Annotated in this window: 22 protein-coding genes and 1 tRNA gene; 7 read left to right on the top strand and 16 right to left on the bottom strand. The window is 65.7% G+C overall.

Going from position 1 to position 19,370, the window contains the following annotated elements:
- Positions 1-132: 132 nt before the first annotated feature.
- Together CO675_RS28890 and mgtE are read right to left on the bottom strand one after the other, a co-directional pair.
- Positions 133-453 carry a helix-turn-helix domain-containing protein gene (locus CO675_RS28890; RefSeq protein WP_198964778.1) on the bottom strand — a complete coding sequence of 107 codons (321 nt, stop codon included), beginning with the start codon at positions 451-453 and terminating at the stop codon, positions 133-135.
- 94 nt (positions 454-547) lie between these two features.
- Positions 548-1,969: a magnesium transporter gene (mgtE, locus tag CO675_RS28885; RefSeq protein ID WP_097675176.1), complete on the bottom strand. Its 1,422-nt coding sequence runs from the start codon at positions 1,967-1,969 to the stop codon at positions 548-550.
- An 84-nt stretch (positions 1,970-2,053) separates the two neighbouring features.
- Between mgtE and CO675_RS28880 the strand changes: the two genes are divergently transcribed.
- Both CO675_RS28880 and CO675_RS28875 read left to right on the top strand, forming a co-directional pair.
- A complete protein-coding gene (locus CO675_RS28880) occupies positions 2,054-2,869 on the top strand; it encodes a polysaccharide deacetylase family protein (RefSeq protein WP_097675175.1) in 816 nt (271 codons plus the stop codon).
- Positions 2,870-2,965: 96 nt separating this feature from the next.
- Complete coding sequence (locus CO675_RS28875) at positions 2,966-4,345, top strand: polysaccharide deacetylase family protein (protein WP_097675174.1); 1,380 nt, start codon at positions 2,966-2,968, stop codon at positions 4,343-4,345.
- Positions 4,346-4,354: 9 nt separating this feature from the next.
- Here the strand turns inward: CO675_RS28875 and CO675_RS28870 are convergent, their stop codons facing one another.
- From CO675_RS28870 to CO675_RS28860, 3 genes are all read right to left on the bottom strand, one after another.
- Positions 4,355-4,729 (bottom strand): hypothetical protein, encoded by a 375-nt coding sequence (locus CO675_RS28870; RefSeq protein WP_097675173.1) that lies wholly within the window; start codon positions 4,727-4,729, stop codon positions 4,355-4,357.
- 239 nt (positions 4,730-4,968) lie between these two features.
- Positions 4,969-5,053: transfer RNA gene (locus CO675_RS28865), tRNA-Leu, on the bottom strand.
- A gap of 92 nt (positions 5,054-5,145) precedes the next feature.
- A complete protein-coding gene (locus tag CO675_RS28860; RefSeq protein ID WP_021080574.1) occupies positions 5,146-5,391 on the bottom strand; it encodes a FliM/FliN family flagellar motor switch protein in 246 nt (81 codons plus the stop codon).
- A 60-nt stretch (positions 5,392-5,451) separates the two neighbouring features.
- Here CO675_RS28860 and lipB point away from each other — a divergent pair, with 60 nt between their 5' ends.
- Positions 5,452-6,180, top strand: coding sequence for a lipoyl(octanoyl) transferase LipB (gene lipB, locus CO675_RS28855; protein WP_097675172.1), 729 nt, complete (start codon positions 5,452-5,454; stop codon positions 6,178-6,180).
- Positions 6,181-6,183: 3 nt separating this feature from the next.
- On the opposite strand, the gene CO675_RS28850 is transcribed toward lipB, so the two are convergent.
- Positions 6,184-6,609, bottom strand: a complete 426-nt coding sequence (locus CO675_RS28850; protein ID WP_097675171.1) for a tautomerase family protein — start codon at positions 6,607-6,609, stop codon at positions 6,184-6,186.
- Between the two features lie 114 nt (positions 6,610-6,723).
- On the opposite strand from CO675_RS28850, the gene CO675_RS28845 reads away from it, so the two are divergent.
- Complete coding sequence (locus CO675_RS28845; protein ID WP_097675170.1) at positions 6,724-7,581, top strand: LysR family transcriptional regulator; 858 nt, start codon at positions 6,724-6,726, stop codon at positions 7,579-7,581.
- 19 nt (positions 7,582-7,600) lie between these two features.
- Here CO675_RS28845 and CO675_RS28840 read toward each other — a convergent pair whose 3' ends face one another.
- The 4 genes from CO675_RS28840 to CO675_RS28825 form a co-directional block, all read right to left on the bottom strand.
- Positions 7,601-7,933 carry a hypothetical protein gene (locus CO675_RS28840; RefSeq protein WP_143279163.1) on the bottom strand — a complete coding sequence of 111 codons (333 nt, stop codon included), beginning with the start codon at positions 7,931-7,933 and terminating at the stop codon, positions 7,601-7,603.
- Between the two features lie 103 nt (positions 7,934-8,036).
- On the bottom strand, positions 8,037-9,473 hold the full coding sequence (locus tag CO675_RS28835; RefSeq protein WP_097675168.1) for a TIGR01777 family oxidoreductase: 1,437 nt from the start codon (positions 9,471-9,473) through the stop codon (positions 8,037-8,039).
- On the bottom strand, positions 9,470-10,135 hold the full coding sequence (locus CO675_RS28830; RefSeq protein WP_097675167.1) for a DUF4166 domain-containing protein: 666 nt from the start codon (positions 10,133-10,135) through the stop codon (positions 9,470-9,472). Before CO675_RS28830 ends, CO675_RS28835 begins: the two co-directional genes overlap by 4 nt.
- A gap of 26 nt (positions 10,136-10,161) precedes the next feature.
- Complete coding sequence (locus tag CO675_RS28825; protein ID WP_097675166.1) at positions 10,162-10,719, bottom strand: GbsR/MarR family transcriptional regulator; 558 nt, start codon at positions 10,717-10,719, stop codon at positions 10,162-10,164.
- Positions 10,720-10,886: 167 nt separating this feature from the next.
- On the opposite strand from CO675_RS28825, the gene CO675_RS28820 reads away from it, so the two are divergent.
- Positions 10,887-11,699 carry a class I SAM-dependent methyltransferase gene (locus tag CO675_RS28820; RefSeq protein WP_097675165.1) on the top strand — a complete coding sequence of 271 codons (813 nt, stop codon included), beginning with the start codon at positions 10,887-10,889 and terminating at the stop codon, positions 11,697-11,699.
- Here CO675_RS28820 and CO675_RS28815 read toward each other — a convergent pair.
- The 5 genes from CO675_RS28815 to CO675_RS41825 form a co-directional block, all read right to left on the bottom strand.
- Positions 11,696-11,995 carry an acylphosphatase gene (locus tag CO675_RS28815; RefSeq protein ID WP_097675164.1) on the bottom strand — a complete coding sequence of 100 codons (300 nt, stop codon included), beginning with the start codon at positions 11,993-11,995 and terminating at the stop codon, positions 11,696-11,698. The two genes, CO675_RS28820 and CO675_RS28815, sit on opposite strands and share 4 nt — an antisense overlap.
- Positions 11,992-12,858, bottom strand: coding sequence for an isocitrate lyase/PEP mutase family protein (locus CO675_RS28810; RefSeq protein ID WP_097675163.1), 867 nt, complete (start codon positions 12,856-12,858; stop codon positions 11,992-11,994). The genes CO675_RS28815 and CO675_RS28810 overlap by 4 nt, the downstream gene beginning before the upstream one ends.
- A 79-nt stretch (positions 12,859-12,937) precedes the next feature.
- Positions 12,938-14,953, bottom strand: coding sequence for an acetyl-CoA carboxylase biotin carboxylase subunit (locus CO675_RS28805; RefSeq protein ID WP_097675162.1), 2,016 nt, complete (start codon positions 14,951-14,953; stop codon positions 12,938-12,940).
- Between the two features lie 178 nt (positions 14,954-15,131).
- Complete coding sequence (locus CO675_RS28800) at positions 15,132-15,338, bottom strand: hypothetical protein (protein ID WP_097675161.1); 207 nt, start codon at positions 15,336-15,338, stop codon at positions 15,132-15,134.
- Positions 15,339-15,391: 53 nt separating this feature from the next.
- Positions 15,392-15,520 carry a hypothetical protein gene (locus CO675_RS41825; protein WP_283808130.1) on the bottom strand — a complete coding sequence of 43 codons (129 nt, stop codon included), beginning with the start codon at positions 15,518-15,520 and terminating at the stop codon, positions 15,392-15,394.
- Between the two features lie 160 nt (positions 15,521-15,680).
- On the opposite strand from CO675_RS41825, the gene CO675_RS28795 reads away from it, so the two are divergent.
- Together CO675_RS28795 and CO675_RS28790 are read left to right on the top strand one after the other, a co-directional pair.
- Positions 15,681-16,478, top strand: a complete 798-nt coding sequence (locus tag CO675_RS28795) for a thermonuclease family protein (RefSeq protein ID WP_097675160.1) — start codon at positions 15,681-15,683, stop codon at positions 16,476-16,478.
- Between the two features lie 91 nt (positions 16,479-16,569).
- A complete protein-coding gene (locus tag CO675_RS28790) occupies positions 16,570-19,038 on the top strand; it encodes a PAS domain-containing protein (protein ID WP_097675159.1) in 2,469 nt (822 codons plus the stop codon).
- A 19-nt stretch (positions 19,039-19,057) separates the two neighbouring features.
- Here the strand turns inward: CO675_RS28790 and CO675_RS28785 are convergent, their stop codons facing one another.
- Positions 19,058-19,354: a septal ring lytic transglycosylase RlpA family protein gene (locus CO675_RS28785; RefSeq protein ID WP_223967436.1), complete on the bottom strand. Its 297-nt coding sequence runs from the start codon at positions 19,352-19,354 to the stop codon at positions 19,058-19,060.
- Between the last annotated feature and the right edge of the window lie 16 nt (positions 19,355-19,370).

The following is a 19,370-nucleotide window of genomic DNA, read 5'->3' as shown; positions in this document are numbered from 1 at the left end:
CTACTCAGAAAGCTCTTGTGCCACGGGGGCCGTCCACATATGGGTCCCGGCCTGCGCCGGGACGACATCGATATTCTGGCCAGTGAGCGCGATCAATCAGCTGACAATGAACGGAGCCCGCGCCCTATCAGCTCACGCCGCCGTCGGCTCACTCGACAGCGCGGCGAACACCGTCTCCGGCGAGTGCGCGATCACGGCGAGCAGCGCGCGAGCGGGTCCCCGCGGCGCGCGCTTGCCCTGCTCCCAGTTGCGGATGGTTTCCACGGGTACGCCGAGCTTGGCGGCGAATTCGAGCTGGGTGAGCCGGGCCCGGCGGCGCAGATCGCGCACGGCCGGTTGCGAGGCCGAAGCCTGCATCGTCGCCTCGGCCGGATGCGCAGGCGCGAGCGGGATTTCCTGTCCGTCGCGCAATTCGACGATTCGTCCGTCCGCCTTGAGCCGCAACCGCTGCATGATGGCCCCCGTGATGGCCCCCTTGGAGATAGGACCATCATCCGCCAACCCCGTTAAGGCGCGATTAACGATAAGCTGGCCCGCAGGCGCCGGGCTATTTCAGCCCGAACCACAGCGTGGCGATGCCGAGAAACGAGAAGAAGCCGACCACGTCGGTGACGGTGGTGACGAAGGTGCCGGAGGCGACCGCGGGATCGGCGCGCACCCGTTCCAGCACCATCGGAATCAGGATGCCGCCGAGCGCGCCGGCGACCAGGTTGCAGATGATGGCGAGCCCGATCACGATGCCGAGGCCGGGGATCTTGAACCAGGCCACTGCGGCGATGCCGGTGATGACGGCAAAGGCGAGGCCGTTGACGAGCCCGACCATGGTCTCGCGTAGCACCACGCGCGTCGCATTGAACGCACCGAGCTCGCGGGTGGCGAGCGCGCGCACCGCGACCGTCATGGTCTGGGTCGCGGCATTGCCGCCCTGGCTCGCCACGATCGGCGCCAGCACCGCGAGCGCCACCATCTTCTCGAGCTGGCCTTCGAACAGGCCGAGCACCGACGAGGCCAGGAACGCGGTGGCGAGATTGACCAGCAGCCAGTTGAAACGGCCGCGGGCGATGGTCCAGACCGTGTCGGACAGTTCTTCAGGATGGGTGACGCCGCCGAGTGCCTTGAGGTCCTCGTCGGCTTCCTCTTCGATCACGTCGACGACGTCGTCGATGGTGATCACGCCGACCAGCCGCTCGGTGGTGTCGACCACGGGAGCGGCGACCAGATTGTACTTGCCGAACATCCGCGCGACCTCTTCCTGGTCCTCGAGCGCGGAGACCCGGCGACGGTCCTCGTCGATCAGGTCCTTGACCGGAACCGGGCGGCGCGTACGCAGCAGCACGTCGAGCGGCACCGCGCCGAGCAAGTGCTTGTCGGCGTCGACCACATAGATCTCATAGAAGCGGTCCGGCAGATCGGGCGTGTCGCGCATGTAGTCGATCGCCTGCCCGACTTTCCAGTCCGGCGGCACCGCGATGAACTCGGTCTGCATCCGCCGGCCGGCGGAATTCTCCGGATACAGCAGGCTGCGCTCGATGTCCTCGCGCTCGGCCGCCGGCAGCTTCTCCAGGATCTCTTCCTGGTCCTCCTCGTCGAGGCTCTCCAAAAGCTCGACGGCGTCGTCGGATTCGAGCTCGCGGACGCCCTCGGCAACGGTCTCCGGCTCGAGTTCCTCGAGGATCTCCTCGCGGACCGTCTCGTCGACCTCGTTGAGCGCCGAGAAGTCGAAGTCCGTGCCGGTGATCTCGACCAGGGTGACGCGGTCGTCGGGCTCCAGCGCCTCGATCAGGTCGCCGAGATCGGCCTCGTGCAGTTCCGCCACCACCTCGCACAGCAGAGGCCGGTCGGCGGCATGGATGGCCCGGGTGATACCAGCGACGAATTCGGGGCGGAGCTGGCCCTCCTCGTCCCGCATCGGCATCCGGGCGAGCGGGTCGGTTTCGGCGGGTTCGGCAACGTCGATATTCTCGGCCATGCCGTGTTTCGCCGGTTTGACAGGAGGGGAAAAACTGCTCTGATGAGTGCGGAACGGATTACCTAATCGGTGGGGGCCAGTGCAATGAGAAAGATGTCGAGCGCACCGCGACCGATCCTGAACATTGTCGCGGCGCTGATTGCGCTCGCACCCGTCGCATTGATCAGCTCGGCGAAGGCCGCCGAATGCCCGCGCAAGGACGCACTCGGCACCTCGCGTGTGCTCGAGGTCGACCCTGCGACCTATCCGCGCGTCGGGCAGAAGAGCTTTCCGCAGACCCTGCCGCTGCGGGATGGCGAGGTCGTGCTGACCTTCGACGACGGCCCGACACCTGGTGTTACCGACAAGGTGCTGACGGCGCTGGCAACCGAATGCGTGCAGGCCACCTTCTTCATGGTCGGCCGCAATGCAGCCGATCATCCCGACATGGTCCGCAAGATCGCCCGCCTCGGCCACACCATCGGTTACCACACCTGGGACCATCCGCATCTCAACAAGATGCCGACGGATCAGGCCGAGGCGAACATCAATCGGGGGATCGAAGCGGTCCAGACCGCCCTGCGCGGCGCTGCGAGCACGGTCCCGAGCACGCCCTTCTTCCGGTTCCCCTATTTCGAGTCGACGCCCGCCCTGCTCGATCGCATGGAAAAGCGCGGTATCGCGGTGTTCGGCGCCGATTTCTGGGCCAGCGATTGGAACAAGATGACCCCCGAGGAGGAACTCAAGCTGCTCACCGGACGGCTCGAGGGCCATCGCAAGGGAATTATCCTGCTACATGACCCGCAAATGCGAACAGCGCAGATGCTGCCCGCCTTCCTAAGGTACCTGCAGGAGCATAATTATCACATCGTCCACATCGTCCCGGCGGCGATGAAGACCGTGTCTGACCGGACACATTGAACCCGGCACCCAAGCTGGATTACAGACCGTTAAGGCGGCATTCATGGGGCCGCCCTTAAGGATTCGTCAGTGCGTTTGGAATGCGGCCGAGATTCGATGATTGCAAACGTCCTGGTGATGATCCGGAAGCGGTCGCGGACCGTGATCGGCGCGGCACTGCTGGGCTGCTGCTTCATGACGCCGCAGGCCGCCCTTGCTGCGGACTGCCCAGGTAACCCCAACGCGCTCGGCACCTCGCGGACCATCGTCGTCGATCCCAGGGAGCATCCGCGGATCGGCACAATGCAGTATCCGGAGACACTGCCGCTCGCCGACCACGAGGTGGTGCTGACCTTCGACGATGGGCCGCTGCCGAAATACAGCAACCAGGTGCTGGCCATTCTCGCCAGCCAGTGCGTCAAGGCGACCTTCTTCACCATCGGCTCCCAGGCCCGGTTCAATCCGGAGGGCGTGCGCAAGCTGATCGCTGCCGGGCATACCGTCGGCACGCACAGCCAGAACCATCCGCTGACGATGAACAAGATGCCGCTCGAGAAGGTACGGCAGGAAGTCGACGACGGCATCGCCTCGACGCTCGCCGCGCTGAACGGCGACAAGAGCAAGCTCGCGCCGTTCTTCCGGATTCCCGGCCTGATGCGCGCCGAGATCCCCGAAGCCTATCTGGCGTCGCAGGGCATCCAGGTCTGGAGCGCCGACTTCCCCGCTGACGACTGGCGCCACATCTCGCCGCAGCGGGTCTACGATCTTGCGATCCAGCGGATCGAAGCCAAGCACAAGGGCATCCTGCTGCTGCACGACATCCAGCCGCGCACCGTCGCGGCGCTGCCGCGCATCCTCAACACGCTGAAGGAGCGCGGCTACCGCATCGTCCATGTCGTGCCCGCAACCGCGGACCGCCCGGCGACGCCGACCGAGCCGCAGCAATGGTTCATGCGTCCGCCGACCGAGACGGTCGCGATTACGCGCTGGCCCAAAATTCCGAACTTCGTGTTCACCGCGACGCGGACGCTGCCGGCGCCGGTGTTTGCCGACCTGGATTGGCGCGATGCCGACGTCCTCGATCACGCGCAGCGCGCGCGCGTCGGCGCATCCGTCCGCACGGCGTGGCCGCAGCCGCAGCTCACCCAGCTCGCATCGATTGCGACATTGCCGGTTCCGGCGGCTGACGTGTTTCGCGTTCCCGAAGCGCTGGATCTGACCCTGCTCGCGGCCCGCTCAGCGGCCGATCGCCGCCTCGCACAGCGCGCGGCAGCTGCTGTCCCCGGCGTAGGCGCACCACGCGCGCAGGCGATCTCGGCGCGCCAGGCCAGGCATCCGAAGCAGGCCGCGCATCAGATCCCGGCTGCCGCTCATGGCCGGCTCCACGGCGCGCCGCTGCACGTCGTGCCGCCGGCCGCGAGCAACGCGTCGGTCCACGTCGCCAAGCGTACCCCGCGCGCCGAGGCCTCGGCGGCCGGCAAGCGCGTGCCTGACTAGAGCCGCGATCTAGCTGACCACGATCTTGGCGACGCAGAGCAGGATCACCAGCGCCAGGAAGAAGATGTCGATATAGGATTTGATCTCGCCGGCATGCCTGAGCTCGGTGACATCGGCGACGATCTGCTTGCGCGAGGCCGCAGCGTTGGGCCCCTCACCGGCCGCAGCCGCCAGCCGCCGCGTCTCGCCTTCGAGGCGCTCGATCCGCTGGAAGAAATAGAACGAGCGCAGGCCCGAGAGGGCATGCATCGTCGCATAGACCAGAACCAGGATCGCGACCGTCGCGCGCTGCTCGTATTTCTCCAGCAGGTTCAGCGTGAAATAGACCAGCCCCAGGAACACGAAGTTGGAGAGGATACGGTAGGCGTAGCTGGCAAAGATCATCAGGCACTCCGGGTGGGGCTGGCTTGCGGCCGCGCGATCGGGAGAAAGCGGCCGCCTCCGGTCGGCAGCGCCGCGCCCAAGAGGCCATGCATCCGCGAATCTACCTGAGCGGTGTTACAGGACCGCATCGACCGGCGCCTCACGTCAGCCGACGGCATTCGCCGATCCTGCCCGAGGGCGCGGAGCCGGCCCGGCCAGTTCGTCGAAAAATCCAGCGATTTCAAGGATCAACTGAGGTGTGGTGCGCTCGGAGGGACTCGAACCCCCACGGTGTTACCCACTGCCACCTCAAGGCAGCGCGTCTACCAATTCCGCCACGAGCGCTAAGGATGTCGGATGGAACCCTAAGGCGCCGCCGCATCGAGGGGGCCATGTAACAAATCACGGATGCAGGGACAAGGCGCTTGATGCGTGAATTAACTGCGAACCCCGGGAGATTTCGGCAGCATCTGCTTGACCTCGACCGCAATCCGGTTGCGGTCGACCAGGACGACGCCGCTGGCCACCGGCAGGTTGTTGGCGAGGATCTTGACCTCGTCGGCCTCGGTGGCATCCAGTTCGATGATGGCGCCGCGGGACAGCCGCATGACCTGGTGAATCGGCATGGTGGTCGTGCCGAGGACCACCATGAGATCAACGCTGACTTTATCGAGGGTGGGCACTTCTGAACCGCCGAACGGGAACTAAATTGTGGGTTCACCTGACCACGTTAGGGTTAGCTAATGGTTAACGACCGCCAAAGCCTCGATTTGACGACCTTTGCGCGTCCTGCGGGCGGCGAAGCGGTCGAATGGCGGATCGCGGACCGTCCGGTGCCCTACCCCGATTCTCTGGCCGCAATGGACGCAAGGGTGGCGGCGATCGCCGCCGGCGAGGCAACGGAACTGGTGTGGCTGCTCGAGCATCCGCCGCTCTACACCTCCGGCACCAGCGGCAAGGCGGACGATCTGCTGGCTCCGCGCTTTCCGACCTTCCAGAGCGGCCGTGGCGGCCAGGTCACCTATCACGGCCCGGGCCAGCGCGTGGCCTATGTGATGCTCGACCTCAAGCGGCGCCGGCCGGATGTGCGCGCCTATGTCGCCTCGCTGGAGGAATGGATCATCCGGACGCTGGCCGCCTTCAACGTCCGCGGCGAGCGCCGCGAGGACCGCGTCGGGGTCTGGGTGAAACGCCCTGACAAGGGGCCGGGCCATGAGGACAAGATCGCCGCGATCGGCGTGCGGCTGCGCCGCTGGGTCTCGTTCCACGGCATCGCGATCAATGTCGAGCCCGACCTCTCGCACTTCCAGGCGATCGTGCCCTGCGGCGTGGTCGATCCGCGCTACGGCGTCACCTCGCTGGTCGATCTCGGGCTGCCGGTCACGATGACCGATGTCGACATCGCGCTCCGGCAGGCATTTGCCGAGGTGTTCGGCGACACCGCAGCGCGCCTGCCGGAAGCGACCTCATAGGACCTACGCCGCCTTCTGCGGCGCGACCTCGAGCTTGCCGGCGATGTAGCGGCGCTCCTGGGTGAGGCCGCCGAAGCCATAGGCATCGCCCTTCACCTCGTCGACATGGGCATAGCTCTCGGTGTGGAGCGGCCCGAGCAATTCGCCCATCCGCTTGAACAGCGCCGCGAGATAGGCCGCCTTCTCGTCCTTGGTGTTGGTGCCTTCGCTGACATGGACGTCGAGCCAGTAGCTCGCGAGCCCCTGCTCGGCGAGCGACTTGCCGCCGGCGAACCAGTCGGCGGCGTCGGCCGACTTCACGATGATTGCGGTGACCTTGGGGTCCTTGTGCAGAATCCCTGCGGTCAGTTCCGACACCGCGGCGGCGATGTCGGACTTCAGCGACGGCGACTGGCGGGAGGTCGCGTAGGTGACGGTGATGAGCGGCATGATCGGTCTCCTTGAATTCGGTTGGCGCGGTCAATCGCGCCTCCTCTAGCTAGACCTTCGCGCGTCATCTTGGTATCTTATCTATCTGGATAGCAATGATAACCATTATTGATCATGACCGCGACGCTCGATATCGACACCGTGCAGGCCTTCCTCCTCGTCGCTGAGCTGCAGGGCTTCACCCGCGCCGCCGAGGCGCTCGGCACCACGCAGGCGGCGATCAGCATGAAATTGCAGCGGCTCGAAACCGTGCTCGGCAAGCGGCTGGTCGAGCGCTCGCCGCGCGCGGTGCGGCTCACTGCCGATGGCGCGGCGTTCCTGCATCACGCCCGCACGCTGATCGAGGTGCATGACCGCGCATTGTCCGGCGAGGCGCCGGCGCGGCAGCAACTCACGCTCGGGATCAGCGATCACGCCGCGGGTCCGGAGCTGGTGCCGCTGCTGGAGCGGCTGCACGCGATGGCCTCGCAGCTTGCGCTATCTGTAACCATCGGCTTCTCGCGCGAGATGCTCGACGCCTACGATGCCGGCGAACTCGACGCGGTGATCGTGCGCCAGGAAGGCAGCCGGCGTGGCGGCGAGAAATTGACTGAAGACGAATTCGGCTGGTTCGCCGCCAGGCGCTTCGTCTGGCCGCGCGGCGATGCGCTGCCGCTGGCAACGCTGGCGCCGCCCTGCGGAGTACGCGCGCTGGCCGTGCGCGCGCTCGACAAGGCCGGCATCGCCTGGACCGAAAGCTTCGTCGGCGGCGGCGTCACCGCCGTGGTCGCAGCCGCGCTCGCAGGCCTTGCGGTCGCGCCGCTCGTCCGCCGCATCGCGCCGCCGGGTTTGATCGACATTGGGCCTACGCACAAGCTGCCGCGGCTCGGCACGTCAAAGGCGATGCTGCATTCGAAGGTCAGCGATCCCGCGAAGCTCGCGGCATTGCGGACGCTGGCTGCGACGTTCCGGAGCATTGCATCTGCAGCCTAGTGTCGCGCGCACGGCGGCGTCACAAGGAATGCTCGGCGGCTTCCAGCTCTCTTACGACAAACCAGTAGGTCAAGCCGGCGACAAATCCGGCGGCGGCGAACAGACAGACAAGTCCGGATGTCCAGACGGCCGGGGACCACAGCAGCACCGTGATGCTCAATGCGCCGATCGCGGCACCTGCACCGGCGAAGAACCCCGCGGATCGGATTTCGAACTCCTCGCTCAGCCAGATCACGATCGCCGCGGGAACGGCGGTCAGCACACATGTGACGACGAAGATCACGGCCGAGGGCAGCATGAGCACAAGGATTCCGTACAGCAACCGGGCGAGATCGCCGTGCGACGCAAACATGAGCACGGTCTGACCGATTGCAGCAATCACTGCAGTTGCGGCTCCGCATCCTGCGAGCCAACTTCCGAATGCGCGGGAACAAGTGCTGGACATCTCGCCCTCCTCACAAGATCGCCTCGAACGCGCTGCGCAGAGTCTCGTGGCGGAACACAAAGCCGTTGCTCAGCGCCTTGTTCGGCAGCACGCGCTGACCGCCGAGCAACAGCTCGTTTGCGAAGTCCCCGCCGACGGCACGGAGCAGCGCAGCCGGCACGCGGAAGATCGCGGGCCGATGCAGGCGCCGCCCCAGCTCCTCGGTGAATCTCGTATTGGTCACCGGGATCGGCGCGGTCGCATTGATCGGGCCTGAGAGCTCCGGCTTCGCGATCACATGCGCGATCAGGCGCACCAGATCGTCGCGTTCGATCCACGACATCCACTGCTTGCCCGAGCCGAGCGGGCCGCCGAGACCGAACTCGAACGGCGTCAACATCCGCGTGATGAAACCGCCGTCGGTGCCGACCACGAGACCGATCCGCAAATACGCCACGCGCACGCCGTAACCGGCGGCTGGCTTCGCCGCATTCTCCCAGGCCTCGCACAGTTCGTGACTGAAGCAGGCATGGGATTTCGCCGACTCCGTCAGCACCTGGTCCTGCCAGAGCCCGTACCAGCCGATCGCGGAGCCGCTCACCAGCACCGTCGGCTTGCGTTCGAGCCGCGCGATCAGCCTGACGACCTCGGCCGTCATGTCGACACGGGAGGCGATGATCTTGCGGCGCTTGGCCTCCGTCCAAAGACCGTTGCCGATCGGCTCGCCCGCGAGATTGACGATGGCGTCGATCCCTCTGTCGGCAGGCAGCTGGTCGAGGCTCGTAATCAGCGTCACCGGCGGCGACAGCACCCCGGCCTTCGCCGGATTGCGGATCAGCGCAATCACCTGATGGCCGGATGCGGTGAGGCCCGCGACGAGACGGCTGCCGATAAAACCGGTCGCGCCGGTGACAAGCACGGTCTGCCGCGCCGGCAATTTCTCGACCAAGGTGGCGGCCGGCACGCTGGACATCCGCCCCAGCCGCCTGGCAGCGGCGAAATCGCGCGCACCGAACAGCGCGGCGCCGAAGGCCGCGGCGGTTGCGAATACGCTCAGCAGACCCGCATAAGCCGGCACCACAGCCGTCGGCAGCATCGCCCAGTGGATCAGCACTGGAACCAGCAGCACGAGGATGGCGCCGTAGTTGATCGCCAGCAGCGTATGATTGATCCGCTCGCTCGGCGGCAGCTTTCGGCTCAGATCCTCCTCGACGAAATCCATCAGCGTGATGACGACCTCGATGACCAGCACGACCATGACGGCGATCGCGAGAATGCCGTGCACCTGAAGCCATCCGAGCACGAGGAACAGCAGCGCATAGAGCAAGTTCCGCACGCTGTGCAGCTGCAGCTCATGGCGCTGCGAGGGACGCCAGGCCAGCCGCTCAGTGAATTCGTGGTGATAAAAGGTGTCGAAGGCGCCCATCGCGATCTGGATGGCGACCAAAGTCCACAGCAGCGGCGTCATGACGAGGCCTCCCTGAACACGGCGGACTGACGGATCAGCCGGCCGAAACGCGGGTGGATGATCTCCAGCGTGAAGCGGAAGTCGCCGCAGCCGAGATCGGAATGGGTCACGGTGAGATCGCCGGGCGTGAGCCATTCGGGCAGTTGCATCCGAAACGGCCCGAGCCGCAGCGAATAGCCGACACTGCGAAACACCAGCGCCTCGTGCTCGACCGCGATCCGCAGCGCCATGCTGACGCCGAAGCCGACATACTCCTCGAGGCCGGTCGGCCCGGCAAAGCGCTTGGCGGAATGAATCACCTGCGGAAACCCGTCGCGGCGCGCGCAGATGCGGGTCCAGATCTGGCCGCCGCTGGCGGCGTCCTCGGTGACCGTGACGATCATCGGCACGCCGGTCTCGGTGCCGGTCGGAAGCGGTCCGCCGATCAGCCGCGCGGCCTGTGCCAGCCACCAGCCGGCGCGGCTGCTCGAGGCTTCCTCGACCTCGCCGACATAGACGACGGTGTTGCCGTCCTCAAACCGCTTCGAGAAGCGGCGCCAGATCGCGACCGGCAGGCGGCCCCAATCCTCGTCCGGCAGCAACGCGCGGAAGCGATGGTCGTCGAGCAGTTTCGTATCGGAAGCCGGCGCTGTCTTTAAGGTCGATATCCTTGCTGACGCCATCGCACACTCCCGTTACGCCGCCGCCCCTATTTGGCTCTGCCTGTCGGCAGGAAACTCACGATCTTCTCGCCGAGCCTGATCAACGCGACCAGGCGTGGCCGCGGCACGTTCAGCATCTGCGTGTACCAGCGGTCGACCAGTTCGGTGAATGTCAGCATCTCCTTCAGCCGCTTGCTGGCGAGCGGGCTGATGGCGGGATCGTCGGCCGCGTCGGAGACGCAGGCGCGCAGCGCTGCCAGCGCGGGATCGATCTCGCGCTCCTTGCGCCCGGCCGCGATCTTCGCCGCGACCTCCCAGATGTCGGTCTCGGCCTCGAAATGGTCGCGGCGATCGCCGAGGATCGGCACCCGCCGGATCAATCCCCAAGACAGCAATTCCTTGATCGAATTGGAGACATTGGAGCGTGCCATGCCGAGCGTGTCGGCGATGTCCTCCGCGGTCATCGGCGCTTCGGCGAGGTAGAGCAGCCCGTGGATCTGGCTGACCGAGCGGTTGACGCCCCATTCGTCGCCCATGTCGCCCCAATGCAGGATGAAGCGCTCGACGGCGGTGGGAAGTTTTTTCTTGGCGGATATTTCTGTCATGACAGAAATATCAGATTGTTCGGAGCAAAAGTCAAGAGCCCGGCAGCCGCCCGAAATTGGGGCTGCCGCACAATTCGAGGCGTTGGCGGCGACGGATCGCTGGTTCATACTTCGGAGGCCTCGGCCCGTGACGGCCAGGGCTGGCCCCGCTTTCGAAGGAACGCGTCATGACGGCCCCTCTTTCCGACAAGGTATTCGCGGGCTCGGTCCCGCAGCTCTATGACCGGCTCATGGTGCCAATGATCTTTGCGCCCTATGCCAGTGATCTCGCGCGGCGCATCAAGGGCCATCGGCCGCGTGACCTGCTCGAGATCGCAGCGGGCACTGGTGCCGTCACGGCCGTTCTGGCGACGGAATTGCCCGATACACGTATCACCGCCACCGACCTCAACGAGCCGATGCTGGCGCAGGCGAAGACGCACCTCGGAGGCAACGCGAACATCAGCTGGCGGCAGGCAGACGCGCTATCCCTGCCGTTTGGCGATGCGAGCTTCGATATCGTCGCCTGCCAGTTCGGCGCGATGTTCTTCCCCGATCGCGTCAAGGGTTACGCCGAAGCGCGGCGTGTGATCAGGCCCGGCGGGCGTTTCCTCTTCAACGTCTGGGACAAGATCGAGGAGAACGATTTCGCCGCCGTCATGCAGCAGACGATGCACCAGATATTTCCGGGCAATCCGCCGCAATTCATGGCGCGGACGCCGCACGGCTATCACGATCCGGCGCGCATTCGCGCCGACCTGACCGCCGCCGGCTTTCGCGACGTTGCCATCGAGTTGGTCACCCATCGCAGTGCCGCTGCCTCGGCACAGGATGCCGCCATCGCCTACTGCCAGGGCACGCCGATGCGCGGTGAGATCGAGGCCAGGGATCAGCCCGGTCTGGAGGCCGCTACGCAGCGCGTCGCGGAGGCGTTGGCGCACCGCTTCGGCAACGCTGCCATCGATGGAAAAATTCAGGCGCTGGTGATTTCGGCGGCCTAGAGCGTCGGCAGGAACGCGAACCGCTCTCCTGCCCCGCGCAAGTTCAAAAGGTCGGACGTACCGGTATCTGTCTGCACATGGTCGACGCGCGCCGAGAACGGTCCGCGGCCGCAGGCAGCGATCATATCGGCGACGACGGCCTCGGGGCCGGCGAACACCGCCTCGACGCTGCCGTCGCGGCGGTTGCGAACCCAGCCTTCGAGCCCGCGTGCGTTTGCCTGCTCGTCGACCCAGGCCCGATAGCCGACGCCCTGGACGCGGCCGCTGATCGCGACATGGCGGATCACGCCGCTCATTTCTTGAGGCCGAGGAACTCGCCGCTGCGCGCTTTGGTCTCCGCCTCGCGCATCACGCGGCCGGTCAGTTCAGACGAGGCGATGCCTTTGAGGCTCTTCGGCGAAGCGCCTTCGCGCAGCGCCTTCAGCGTCTCGTAGACGGCCTGGGTTGCGGCCGCGAACGGCGCGTGGCCCTGCAGCGCGATCCTGACGCGCTGGCTTGCCAGATAGTCCAGCGCGGTCATCGCCTCGGGCGCACCGCCGAGCACGATCGGCAGCGTCGTCGCAGCCGAAAGCGCCTCGAGCTCCCCGCGCGATGTGATGCCGGTGAAGAACAGCCCATCGACGCCGACTGCCTCATAGGCTTTGGCGCGCATGACCGCGTCGTCGAGATTGGTGATCGAGACGGCGCCGGTGCGGCCCAGGATGACGAGCGACGGATCGCTGCGGCCGTCGAGCGCGGCCTTCATCTTGCCGACGCCTTCCTCAAGCGAGATCAGCTGCGTCTTGGCCTGGCCGAACGCCTGCGGCAGCAGCGTGTCCTCGATGGTGAGGCCGGCGGCACCAGCGGCTTCGACCTCCTGAACCGTGCGGCGAACGTTGAGCGCATTGCCGTAACCGTGGTCGGCATCAACAAGCACAGGCAAGGTCGAAGCCCGCGACATCCGACGTACCTGCTCGGCGAATTCAGTCAGCGTGATCAGCGCAATATCGGGATCGCCGAGCACGGCGAGCGAGGCCACCGAGCCGCCGAACATGCCGAGCTCGAAACCGAGATCTTCGGCGATCCGGATCGAGGTCGCGTCATAGACCGAGCCTGGCCGAATGCAGGTTGATCCGCTCAGAATCGATCGCAGTGCTTCGCGGCGTTTGCGGAAGGCCATGTCTCTGACTCCTTGTTCGTCCTTGCGAGGGCGCCGGCGACGACTGGTCCGCCGGAGCCTTCACGAAGGCGGAGCTCCTTTATGCGAACTCCAGGATCAGTGCGTCGACCGCGAGCGTGGCGCCGGCAGCGGCGTGGATCTTCTTGACTGTGCCATCGCGCTCGGCGCGCAGCACGTTCTGCATCTTCATGGCTTCCACCACCGCAAGCGTCTCGCCGGCCTTGACCTCCTGGCCCTCGGTCACCGCGATCGACACCACGAGCCCGGGCATCGGGCACAGCAACTTCTTGCCGGTGTCGGCGGCCGAAACCACAGGCATCAGCCGCGCCGAGGTCGCCTCGGTCTCGGTGAAGACATAGACCGGCACCTCAAAACCCTGATGCGCGAGGCGGAAGCCGTTGTTGATGGCGCGCACCTGCACCGCGACAAAATTGCCGTCGATGGTGCCCTGCCAGACCGGCTCGCCCGGCGCCCAGCTCGACACCAGATTGTGCGGATTGCCGGGCAAGCCGTCTGCGCCGATGAAGCGCACCGCGATGGCGTCATCCTCGCGCGCGACATCGAGCGCGATCTCGGCGCGGTCGAGCCACACCGCACGACGGCGCTCGCGCTGCACCACGCGGCCGCCCATCTGGCCGGAGATCTGCCGCTTGCGTTCGCCGAGCACATGATCGATCGCAGCACCGACCGCCGCGAGCCGCCGCGCAATCTCGCCTTCCGGCGCACGCGCGGAAAACCCTTTCGGGAATTCCTCCGCGATGAAGCCGGTCGAGAGCCGGCCCTCACGCCAGCGCGGATGGTTCATCAAGGCCGACAGGAATGGAATGTTGTGCCTGATGCCGTCGACATAGAAGGCGTCGAGCGCGGTCGCCTGCGCCTCGATCGCGGCGGCGCGCGACGGGGCATGGGTGACGAGCTTGGCGATCATCGGATCGTAATGGATCGAGATCTCGCCGCCCTCCTGCACGCCGGTGTCGTTGCGGATCGTGATGCCGTCATGGCTTGCCTCGGCCGGCGGACGGTATTTCACCAGGCGGCCGATCGACGGCAGGAAGTTGCGGAACGGATCCTCGGCATAGACGCGGGACTCCACCGCCCAACCGGTCAGCGTGACGTCCTTCTGCGCGAGCGCAAGCTTCTCGCCGGCGGCGACGCGGATCATCTGCTCGACGAGATCGATGCCGGTAATCAGTTCGGTGACGGGATGCTCGACCTGCAGGCGAGTGTTCATCTCCAGGAAGTAGAAGCTCTTGTCCTGGCCGGCGACGAATTCCACGGTGCCGGCCGAATCATAGTTGACCGCCTTGGCCAGCGCGACCGCCTGCTCGCCCATCTTGCGGCGGGTCAATTCGTCGAGCAGCGGCGACGGTGCTTCCTCGATGACCTTCTGGTTGCGGCGCTGGATCGAGCATTCGCGCTCGCCGAGATAGATCACGTTGCCATGCTTGTCGCCGAGGATCTGGATCTCGATGTGCCTGGGATCGACGATGAATTTCTCGATGAAGACGCGGTCGTCGCCGAACGACGACTTCGCCTCGGCCTTGGCGAGGTTGAAGCCTTCGGCGACTTCGCTCTTCGAATGCGCGATGCGCATGCCCTTGCCGCCGCCGCCGGCGGAGGCCTTGATCATCACGGGGTAGCCGATCTCGTCGGCGATCTGGACCGCGTGCTTGTCGTCCTCGATGACACCGAGATGGCCGGGCACGGTCGAGACCTTGGCCTTGGCCGCGGCCTTCTTGGATTCGATCTTGTCGCCCATCGCGGCGATCGCGCCGGGGTTCGGGCCGATGAAGACGATGCCAGCGGCTTCCAGCGCGCGCGGAAACGCCTCGCGCTCGGACAGGAAGCCGTAGCCGGGATGCACCGCCTGTGCGCCGGTCTTGCGGCAGGCGTCGACGATCTTGTCGATCAGAAGATAGCTCTCGGCCGCGGCGGGCGGGCCGATCAACACGGCGTCGTCGGCCATCTCGACATGCAGCGCGTCGCGGTCAGCCTCGGAGTAGACGGCAACCGTCTCAATCCCCATACGGCGCGCAGTCTTGATGACCCGGCAGGCGATCTCGCCGCGGTTGGCGATCAGGATTCGTTTGAACATGCTCTTCTTGCTTGGGCTTTGGGCAGGATTCCTCCCCCGCGCAATCCGGCACGGGCGATTGGCGTAACCACTCCGTGGTACAGCAAAATGCTCCGGAGGCAAATCCAGACCGGACCCGGTGCTTAGCAGGTTCTGGGCCGGTTCTTGCCCAGTCCTTGGCGGTAGCCTGAGGGGTATTTCAGCCCGAATAGGTCTTGAAGCGGCCGCGCGAATGCGCCTTGGCGACGGCCTTCATGAGCTCGCTGACCTCGTTCTCCAGGAATTCATTGGCCACGATCAGCGCCCGGATGGTCGCGCGCAAATTGCCGCCGCAGGCGGAAATAGCCTGATCGACAGCCGCTCCCAGCCCGTCATCGTCATCAGATTCGGGCCGTGCAGACATCATGGGGCATCCGGGATTCAGGTGGCACATCATGTTCCTATTTTGTTCTCATGAAGTCAATCGCATCTTTGCTCGGAAGCTGCCTCCTGAGGCGCCGCTCGTTTCCGCTGCCAGCGCGCGAGGCACTGCAGGGTCCAGATGTCGGTGATGACATCGGCAATGATGGTGACGATGAACTCGGCCATATCAGCATCCTTATCGATGGCGATGTCCGGCCGTTCTACGTCGCGGAATGCCGATCGGGATGTGACGGCGCGCACGCATCTCGTGCGAACAGTCCTTGGTTGGATCGTACCTCGCCTGTGCTAGAAGTTCGGCTGCCCGCCAAAAATTTGAAGTGAGAAAATGCGGTTTCGCAATCCGGTCATCACGACGCTTCTCCTGACATGCCTGTCCGCGAGCCCTGTCCTGTCTGCGACGGCTGCGCTGTCTGCGACCGCTGCCCCCTCGGCCACGGCGATCGTCAAGGACGCCGGCACCGTTCAGCTCGGCAACACGGTCTATCGGCTCGACGGCATCGACGCGCCGGCGGCCGACCAGCTCTGCATCGACGAGCACGCCGACGTCTGGACCTGCGGGATTGAAGCGCGCGACCAGCTGACCAAGCTGATCGGCGGCAAGCCGATTCACTGCGACGACATCGGCGTCGATCCGACTTTCAAGAAGCGCCGCCTCGGCGTCTGCAAGCTCGAGGGCGACCCGACCAGCCTCAGCCAGGTGATGGTGCAGAAGGGCTACGCCCTCAACGTCGAGACGTCGGCCACTGGCCGATTCAAGCCGGATCAAGCCACCGCCAAGGACGGTCGTGCCGGGCTGTGGAAGGGCTGCTTCGTGGCGCCGCGCGATTTTCGTCTCGGCAAGAAGGACGGCGCCCTGCTCGGCAACGCCTGTCCGGCCGACCGTGACACGCAGATTCGGAATGCGCTCTTCCCCGACGACCTGCCAATGCCGGCGAGCTGCAACATCAAGGGCAAGTACGCCGTGCGCGCCCGCGTCACCGGCAATGTCGGCATCTATCATTTGCAGGCGTGCCGCAGCTATCCGGGCCTCGGCAATCCGGATCGCTGGTTCTGCTCCGAGGAGGATGCGCAGGCCGCCGGGTTCCGCAGGGCCTATAATTGCCGCCCGCCCAAAGGCAAATGAAGAGCAAGTGACGGGCAAGTGATCGCCGCAAATCACGCTGGAAAAGCCGCCTCGTCCTGTGTGAAACTGCGCCGAGAGGTTGCCGGCGCGCATGACCCCACCCGATCCCGCTGATGTGCTTCCCGAAGCTGCGGCAGCCGAACGGCTGCGGCAGCACCTTGAGGAGATCGCGCGCGAACGCGACCGGGCCCACCGCGAGCTTCAGGAGCGTGAAGCCGAGCTGGCCCGGATCCAGCGCATCGCCCGGGTCGGCGGGCTCGAGATCGATTTCCGCGACGGCGTGCGCAACCGCCGCTCCCCCGAATATCTGCTGGTGCATGGCCTGCCGCCCGAGGAGGTCAACGAGACCTATGAGAACTGGGTCGCGCGCATCCACCCCGACGATCGCGAACGAACCATCAGCCACCTGTTCGGCGTGCTCAAGGCCGGCGGCGAGGATTACACCGCCGAATACCGCATCGTCCGCCCGAACGATGGCGAGAGCCGCTGGATCCGTGTCGTCGCCAAGATCGACCGCGATCGCAACGGCCGGGCGCTACGGCTGGTGGGTGCCGATCTCGACGTCACCGATCAGATGCTGGCGCAGGAAACCCTGCGCGAGAGCGAGGAACGCTTCCGCCTGATCGCCGACAGCGCGCCGGTGCCGATCTGGGTGACCAAGCTCGACCGCACCCGCTCTTTTGCCAACCAGGCGTATCTCGATTTCCTCGGCCTGCCGTTCGAGGAAGCGGTCGTGTTCGACTGGCGAAAGGCGCTGCATCCGGATGATCTGCCGAACATCCTGCAGGAGCAGATCACCGGCGAATTGTCGCTCAAGCCATTCGTGCTCGAGGCACGCTATCGCAATGCCGCGGGCGACTGGCGCTGGCTGCGCTCGGAATCGCAGCCGCGCTGGGACCCGAATGGCAAGCATATCGGCTTCATCGGCGTCGCCCACGACATCACGGCGGCGAAGGAAGCCGAGATCGAGCTGCGCAAGCTCAACGAGTCGCTGGAGCGGCGCATCACCGAACGGACCGCGCAGCTCGAGTCGAGCGAGGCGCAGATGCGCGCGATCCTGGAGACCAGCCATCAACATCAGGGGCTGCTCAACCAGGACGGCGAGTTACTCTACGCCAACCGGACGGCGCTGGCCGGCATTCGCGCCGACGCCGCAGATGTCGTCGGCAAGCTGTTCTGGGAGACGCCCTGGTTCAGCGCGACCGAAGGCGCGCCGGAAACGATCAGGAATGCTTTCGCCACAGCGATGCGCGGCGAGGATGTCAAATCCGAACTGCCGCTGCGGCTGCCGATCGGCGACCGCCATTTCGACTTCGAGATACGGCCGCTGCGGGACCAGCATGGCACGATCGTCGGCGCGGTGCCGGAGGCCGTCGACATCACCGAACGGCGCCGCGGCGAGGAAGCCCTGCGGCAGTCGCAGAAGATGGAAGCGGTCGGCCAGCTCACCGGCGGCGTCGCGCACGACTTCAACAATTTGCTCACCATCATCCGCTCCGCGACCGACTTCCTGCGCCGCCGCGAGCTGCCGGACGAGCGACGACGCCGCTATATCGACGCGATCTCCGAGACCGTGGAGCGGGCCTCCAAGCTCACCGCGCAGCTGTTGGCGTTCGCGCGCCGGCAACCGCTCAATCCCGAAGTGTTCAATGTCGGAACGCAGGTCGACAGCGTGGCGCAGCTGATCCGGCCGCTGGTCGGCGCGCGGATTCACATCGAGGTCAGGATCGAGGATCCCGACTGCTTTGCGATCGCCGACATCGGCCAGTTCGAAACCGCGATGATCAACCTTGCGGTCAACGGCCGCGATGCCATGAACGGCGAAGGCCAGCTGACGATCGGCGTCAGGAAGGTCAAGCACATCCCTGCCCTGCGCGCCCAGGCCTCGCGCAGCGGCGATTTCGTGACGGTCTCGATCCAGGATACCGGCACCGGCATCTCGCCGGAAAATCTCGACGCGATCTTCGAACCGTTCTTCACCACCAAGGAAGTCGGCAAGGGAACGGGCCTCGGGCTGAGCCAGGCCTTCGGCTTCGTCAAGCAATCCGACGGCGATATCGAGGTCACCTCCACGCCGGGCCACGGCGCGACCTTCACCATCTACCTGCCGCAGGCAATGCGCCCGGCGGACGCCAAGGTCGCGGCCAGCGCGGGCATCGAGCAGGCCTCGATCGGCCGCGGCTATCGCGTGCTTGTGGTCGAGGACAACGACGATGTCGGCCAGTTCTCCACCGAGCTGCTCGAGGACCTCGGCTATTCGGTCAAGCGCGCGGCCAATGCCAGCGCGGCGCTGTCGATCCTCTCCGAGAACGAGTTCGCCGCCGACCTCGTGTTCTCCGACGTGATCATGCCCGGCATGAATGGCGTCGAGCTCGCCGGTGTGATCCGCGACCGGTTTCCCGGCCTGCCCGTGGTGCTGACCAGCGGCTACAGCAACGTGCTCGCCGAGAACGCGCATAGCGGCTTCGAGCTGATCCAGAAACCCTATTCAGTCGAAGCGCTGTCGCGCACGCTCCGCAAGGCGATCGCCGAGCAGCGCGCAACCGCCTCAAAACCGTGATCCCGCCACAGGCTGAGCGCTACTCGATCTCCACATGCGCGACGCCGAGCTGAAGGATGCCGAGCGCGCGAGCCGCCGTGGTCGAGACATCGATGATCCGTCCGCGAATGAACGGTCCGCGATCGTTAACCCGGCAGCGGATCGATTTCCCGCGATAGGACACGGTGACCATGCTGCCGAATGGCCGCTTGCGATGCGCGCAGGTCATCTCGCCACTCCTGCCGATGCCGTGATAATAGGACGCAAGGCCACTCTCTGCGTTCGCCATGCACGATGTAAACAGCAGCATGGCCGCGGACGTTATTGCGGTCTTCATTGATTGCCTGCCGGTC

This window comes from Bradyrhizobium sp. C9 (assembly GCF_002532045.1).
GTDB lineage: Bacteria > Pseudomonadota > Alphaproteobacteria > Rhizobiales > Xanthobacteraceae > Bradyrhizobium.
Note: the sequence above shows the minus strand (reverse complement) of the source record. Positions and strands in the feature narration are given on the sequence as shown.